5 protein-coding genes are annotated in these 7,346 nt (G+C 36.3%); all 5 read left to right on the forward strand.

Going from position 1 to position 7,346, the window contains the following annotated elements; all coding sequences use genetic code 11:
- Positions 1–126: 126 nt before the first annotated feature.
- A complete protein-coding gene (locus RMR19_RS12995) occupies positions 127–2,484 on the forward strand; it encodes an alpha-galactosidase (protein ID WP_310603921.1) in 2,358 nt (785 codons plus the stop codon).
- Positions 2,484–3,938, forward strand: a complete 1,455-nt coding sequence (locus tag RMR19_RS13000; RefSeq protein WP_310603922.1) for a DUF6937 domain-containing protein — start codon at positions 2,484–2,486, stop codon at positions 3,936–3,938. Before RMR19_RS12995 ends, RMR19_RS13000 begins: the two co-directional genes overlap by 1 nt.
- A gap of 17 nt (positions 3,939–3,955) precedes the next feature.
- Positions 3,956–5,311, forward strand: coding sequence for an MFS transporter (locus tag RMR19_RS13005; RefSeq protein WP_310603923.1), 1,356 nt, complete (start codon positions 3,956–3,958; stop codon positions 5,309–5,311).
- Positions 5,312–5,405: 94 nt separating this feature from the next.
- The gene (locus RMR19_RS13010; RefSeq protein WP_310603924.1) at positions 5,406–6,347 is read left to right on the forward strand and encodes an alpha/beta hydrolase; all 942 of its coding nucleotides are present in this window, start codon (positions 5,406–5,408) and stop codon (positions 6,345–6,347) included.
- 211 nt (positions 6,348–6,558) lie between these two features.
- Positions 6,559–7,346: GntR family transcriptional regulator (locus tag RMR19_RS13015; RefSeq protein ID WP_310603925.1), on the forward strand; the 788-nt coding region annotated here is incomplete at its 3' end.

Raw genomic sequence — 7,346 nt, forward strand, 5'->3', positions numbered from 1 at the left:
TGCTATAATAAAACTAAATAAACGAAATGAGTTTTATTGTTTTGCAAAAATAGAATCTTTTAAAATATACATTGAAATGTCTGCTGCCACAAGACTGTAGATTATAAGAAAGGTAAGGTTGTTACTATGATTCAATATGAAAATCAAGTTTTTCATTTAGCAACGGAACATACTTCATACATAATAGGAATACGCAATGAAAGATATCTTGAGAATCTATATTATGGGAGGAAAGTTCATACAAGAGTAACGAATACTGCATTGCAAGAAAAATTTGGTACGGGATATGGTAATAGTACAGTATGTCCAGAAGATACAACGATGACACTTGATAATCTATGTATGGAGTATTCTTTTGGTGGTAATGGAGATTACAGACATTCTCCTTTGGAGATGCAAATGCCAGATTATAGTTATTCGAATCGCTTTTATTATAAAGAGCATGAGATATATGAAGGAGAGTATCGTGATTCTAAGAAAACGAAGATGCCATATGTAAGATGTTCACAAGAGGGTGAACAGACCAGTACACTAGAAATTATATTAGAGGATTGGTTATATTCCGTAGAGTTGAAGTTGATTTATACAGTACTACCTTCTTGCGACGTAATTACAAGAAGAACGGTTATTACGAATAAGGGAACAGAGAGTATTCAATTGAATCGAATCATGAGTATGCAACTTGATTTGCCTGAATCGGATTACTATATGGAAACATTTGATGGGGCATGGACAAGAGAGCGTCATGTGAATCGAAAGAAATTAGAGTCGGGGTTGTATGTGAATGAATCGACGACAGGTTCGAGTTCAAATCGTCATAATCCTCTTATATTACTAACAAAAGAAAATTGTACGGAAAATGCAGGTTCTTGCTATGGCATCAATCTTATCTATTCAGGAAATCATTATGAAGCAGTGGAAGTAACACCGTATGAAAAGATACGAATCATGACAGGAATCAATCCGTATCAGTTTGAATGGGAGCTTGGACAAGATGAAACATTTTTTACTCCAGAGGCAGTTTTGACATACTCGCACAAAGGAAGACAAGGCGTTTCAAGTCAATTCGCTACATTTGTCAATCAATATATTGTTCCAAAGCAATGGCAAGGAACAGAAAGACCAGTTCTAATTAATAACTGGGAAGCGACATATTTTGATTTTACAGAGAAGAAATTATTGAAGCTTGCAAAGGAAGCGGCATCGCTTGGAGTAGAATTGTTTGTATTAGATGATGGCTGGTTTGGAAAAAGGGAGAGTGATACGTCGTCTCTTGGAGACTGGTTTGTTAATGAGAAAAAGCTAGGTGGTTCTCTGAATCAGTTGGCAGCTAAAATTAATAATCTAGGCATGAAATTTGGTTTATGGATAGAGCCAGAGATGATTAGTGAAAATAGTGAATTGTATCGTAAGCATCCCGACTGGGCGGTAAGAATACCAAAAAGAGAGGACTATATCGGAAGAAACCAATACGTTCTTGATTTGACAAGAGAAGAAGTAAGGGACACTGTTGTTCAGATGATTCTTAATGTGCTGCATGGAGCAAATATCGAGTACGTGAAATGGGATATGAACCGTCATCTATCGGATGCCTATTCTGCTTCATTAGGAAAACGTCAAGGCGAATTCTATCATAGATATATACTTGGTGTATACGATATGATGGAACGAATTACAAAGGCATGTCCTAAGATACTGTTTGAGAGCTGTTCTGCGGGTGGTAATCGCTTTGATCTTGGAATGTTATACTATATGCCTCAGATATGGACATCAGACGATACCGATGCGAATGAACGAGTAGAGATTCAAGAGGGAACGTCGTATGGTTATCCGTTATCTACGATGGGTGCACATGTAAGTGCAGTTCCGAATCATCAAACATTACGAAATATAGGGCTTGAAAATCGCTTTCATATCGCTTGCTTTGGAGTGCTAGGATATGAACTTGATGTTACAAAATTAAGCACAGCAGATAAAAGAATAGTAAAAAATCAGATTGCATTTTATAAGGAACACCGTAAATTATTTCAGTATGGCAACTTTAAAGGAGAGCGTATGCACAATGGAAATATAATATGGCAGGTAGTATCAGAAGATAAAAAAGAAGCAATCGTAATGTGTTATCAAAGACTACAGAGAGCAAATTCTTCTTCTGATGTGTTGAAAGTAAAAGGCTTAGATGCAGATTCTTTATATCATGTTCAAGCGAGAAAGCAGTCAATCTCCATTAAACAGTTTGGTGATTTGGTGAATCAGGCATCACCAGTACCAATTAAAGACGAAGGGATTATGCAAACGATTGTTAACAAAGTATATATGCTAGATAGCGAGGAGGAATCCTATGAGTTATATGGTGATATGCTAGAATACGCAGGATTTAAGTTGAAGCAACAGTTTGTAGGCACGGGATATACTGGTGATACAAGGGTAATGGGCGATTTTGCAACGAGAATATATACAATTACAAAGAAAGAAGGTTTCTAATGAATCGTACAGAAAATATATTTGGAAATGTTATGCCAAAGAAAGTAGTAAAGAAAGCAAATAATCAAAAAAAGAAATTCATTAAAAAATTCGGAGATGATACAAACAAAAGATACCCTATACTCATAGAAGAAAATCCATGTATTGGTAGTTTCTTAGGAGTACAGAATCTTTCCATACAAGAAGGCAAAGCATCAAGCAGATTAGATACAAAGAAAGGAATTATTGTAGGGAATATTCGAATGGGATTTGGCCATTATAGAATCTCAATGGCAATCGCATCGGCAGCACATGCGATGGGATATACACCATATTGGATGGATTTGAATTCGTATCAGCAGACAACGTGTGGAAAAGTAATTAACCATCAAAATAACCTGTATTCGATGGGCTCACGTTTATCTCAAAAGAGTAAATTGTTTAATCACTTTGTATGGGAGCCGATGAACTCGGAAGGATTTCGTAAGTTGTCCTATAACGCGGCAGACCAAAAAAATGCAGAATTAATGGCATCTGTATATGGAGAGATTCCAAAAGATATCCCTGTTGTAGCAACACATGTATGGCCTGCGCAAGCGGCACTACATGCAGGGATGCATACCGTAGTGAATGCAATTCCTGATAATTGGCCAATGGCACTTCATTTGGCAGAGGGAAGTGTACATACGGTTCAGACACATTTTGCATACCAAGGGTATCGTATCCTAAATGGAATGGATGGAAAAAAAGCATTAAATCCAATGAAGGCAGAGGAACTTGCGTATACAGGGCATTATATTGACCATGAGCTGGTTGCCAATATTTTAGAAGACTGTACTCATAGAATAGAACGAGTAAAGAATAAAAAACCAATGCGCTTTCTACTTACGATTGGTGGAGCTGGAGCACAGAAAGAGATTTTTGCAGCTATCATACGCTATCTATTACCTTATATAAAGAAGAATAAAGCAGCATTATATATTAATGTAGGAGACTATAAAAATGTTTGGGATGAATTAGCGAAGCAAATTCCAGAACTTCATTCTGCAAAGAAACATTTTGATAATTGGAAAGATACATGTTCATTTGCAGACGAAGCGATTGATGGGGAAGTACAAGGGATACATGGGTTCTTTCATTCTAATATATTTGAAGCGGTATATGCAACAAATCTATTGATGAGAAGTACCGATGTGTTAGTTACAAAACCAAGTGAGTTAGCGTTTTATCCGATACCGAAACTATTTATCAAACGTGTTGGAGGACATGAGATGTGGGGGGCAATTCATTCGGCGGAGATAGGAGATGGAACGCTAGAGTGTCAAGATATTCCACATACACTTCAGATGTTAAAACTGTTTTTGGAAGATGGAACTGTATTAACAGACATGTGCAAAAACATAATTTCGAATCATGAAAAAGGAATCTATAGTGGGGCTTATAAAGTTGTTGAACTTGCAATGAAAGGTAGATAAGGAGAGGAAGGGTTATTATGAAGAAATTAACTACAAGTAAAATGTTTTTATTTGCGTTAGGTCAATTTGGGTGGGCGTTACTATCAGGGTTAATCTCGAACTGGTTAGTATACTTTTATCAGCCAGATGAAGGTGCAAGAAGTGCTGGGCATACAGTTTTCATTCCACAAGGCTTGGTGATCTTCGGGATAATCACAATTATTGGTGGAATTACAGCGTTAGGTAGAGTGTTTGATGCTATCACAGACCCTTGGATTGCATCTTTGTCAGATCGATGTAAATCCAAAAATGGAAGGCGTATTCCGTTCTTAAAGGTTGCCGCGATACCATTAGCAGTCTCGACTGTATTAGTATTTTGTGCACCAATAAAGGAAAATAGCTGGATTAATGCGGCTTGGTTACTTGTATTTGTGTTACTATATTATCTTGCATTAACAACATATTGCACACCATATACAGCACTACTGCCTGAACTTGGTCACAGCCAAGAAGAGAGAATTAATATATCTACTACAATTTCTCTTACATTTATCGTTGGTACAGCAGTTGCATATACAGCACCAGTTGTATGGGGAATGTTTGAAGGAAGTATGGGAAGAGTTGCAGCGATGAGATTAACATTTTCTATCTTTGCAGTAATTGCTTTGATTGCTTTATTTATACCTGTTTTTGCTATTAAGGAAAAAGATTATGTGGAAGCAGCACCAGTGGAAGGAACAGCATTCTCATCATTAGTAAAAACATTTCGCAATAAAAGCTTCCGTATCTTCGTAGGTTCTGATATTCTATATTGGATAGCACTTACGATGTTTCAAACAGGACTTCCTTTTTTCGTAACATCATTATTAGGGTTATCAGAGAGCATGTCAACCGTATATTTTGTTGCAATGACAGCACTTTCCTTAGTGTTCTATATTCCGATTAATATCTTGGCTAAAAAGATGGGAAAGAAGAAACTAGTATTAATTGCATTTGCTATGTTTGGTGTAGCGTATCTTTATACAACATTCTTTGGTGCAGGACTAGGAATCAGTACAACAATACAAGGGTATATCCTTGTTGCAATTGCAGCAATGCCGATGGCGATATTCGGAATTCTGCCACAGGCAATGCTTGCTGATATATCTGAGAGTGATGCAGTGATGACTGGTGAGAATCGAGAGGGTATGTTCTATGCGGCTCGTACATTCGCTTTTAAGATGGGACAGAGTTTAGCAATGTTAATCTTTACAGCGGTTGCTACAATTGGAACATCAGGTACAGGATATCGTGTGGCAGCAGGAATTGCTTGCGTATTTTGCGTATTAGGAGGAATTGTGCTTTGCTTTTATAATGAAAAAAGCGTAAATGCTATTATAAAAGGTGGAAAATAGTAGTATACTGATAATAGAGTCAAAAGGTTATGTGTTTCATGCTTGCATGAAATGCGTAACAATCCGTATTATCACTACGAAAGGTGGAATAGATATGCTAGCAGTTGAAAAACAATATTTGAAAGTACCTTCCAAGGATGGAATTCATAAATTAAATGTTGTGGTTTGGAAACCGCAGGCTGGTAGTGAGATAAAAGCTGTATTGCAGATATCTCATGGGATGATTGAATTTATTGAGCGTTATGACGATTTCGCTAGATATTTAGTAGAGAATGGTTATGCAGTTGTTGGACATGATCATCTTGGACATGGAAGTACAGCTAGAAACGAAGATGAATGGGGGTATTTTGCTCGGAAGAATGCAAGTCAAACCGTTGTTGATGATGTCTATCAAGTAACTCGTAAGATAAGAAAGATGTATCCGAATACAAAACTTGTTTTATTAGGTCACAGTATGGGGTCATTTATTGCAAGACGTTATCTTATGACTTATGGTAAAAAGATAGATGCAGCAATTATTATGGGAACTGCATCACAGCCTAAAATTGCAATAGTTGGTGGCAAAGCAATTATTAAGGTATTGAAATGTATATATGGAGATAAACATCGCAGTAAATTCATTGAAAATATTATGTTTGGTTTATATAATAGTCATTTTAGTAAGGACCGTAATGGTAAAGAATGGCTTACAAAAGATGATAAAATACGTGAATGGTATTGCAATGAGCCTGGTTGTACGTTCAAGTTTACATTGAATGGATACGAGTTGATTTTGGAAACAATCGGCTATATTCAAAAACAATCCAATATTAATAAGATTCCAAAAGATTTACCAATACATATAGTTGCCGGTAAAGAAGATCCCGTTGGCAATTATGGTAAAGGTGTTGAGCATGTATATAATGTCTATAGGAAGGCGGGGGTTAAAGATATCTCAGTACATTTGTATGACAACGACCGTCATGAAATCTTAAATGAGACAGATAGACAGCTGGTGTATAAGGATATTCTTAATTGGTTGGATAAACATTGTTAATTAGTAAGAGCTAAATATTAAAATGTTAGCCTTCCTAACTTGTATGTAAACAAGCTGGGAAGGCTATTTTTGCGATTATACTTAGCGTAAGAGTTTGTAAGATGAATGGTTTCAGTCGAATTAAATACAACTTGTCGATATGTGCGTACAAGTTGTATAATATAAATATAAAAACATGGAAAGCAGTATGCGATCAAAAGGAGGAGTTTGTTTGGCTGATGCAAAGGGAAGAGCAAAATATTATACTCTAATGGAAGATTTAAAAAAGAATATATTAAGTGGAGTAATTAAGCCAGGTGACAGGATACCTTCTGAGAATGAACTTTCTGCGAACTATGCTGTAAGTAGGCATACTGTAAGAAAAGCATTGTCTATACTAGAAAATGAAGGTTTTGTTGTTGCAGAGCATGGTAGAGGGACATTCTGCATGGGGCGAATTAAGCAGAATACGAAGTCCAATAACATTGCTGTTATAACAACATATATTAGTGATTATATATTTCCGCGATTAATTCAAGGCATTGATACTGTGTTAACGAAAGAGGGATATAGTATCATTCTTAAAAACACAGGTAATCTACAGAAGATGGAAGCTAAGAGTTTGGAAGATATCTTAACAAAAAATGTAGATGGTTTAATTATCGAGCCAAGCAGAAGTGAAGTGTATTGTAAGCATTATAATCTCTATCGTATGCTAGATGATTTAGAGATACCATATGTCTTTGTGCAAGGTATCTACCCACAATTTATGAATAAGCCACATATATTAATGGATGATGTAGCAGGGGGTTATCAACTAGCAAAATATCTAATTGAGTTGGGGCATAGAGACATTGTCGGAATATTCAAAGTGGATGATTATCAAGGGAAGGCAAGACACAAAGGTTATGTTAAGGCTCTACAAGAAGCGGGAATTCCTTATGACCCTGATAAAGTTATCTGGTTTCAAACAGAAGATCGAGAGAATAAACCATTGATGGGAATGAAGCAGATATTGCG

The organism is Anaerosporobacter sp. (assembly GCF_031551385.1).
Taxonomy (GTDB): domain Bacteria; phylum Bacillota; class Clostridia; order Lachnospirales; family Lachnospiraceae; genus Anaerosporobacter.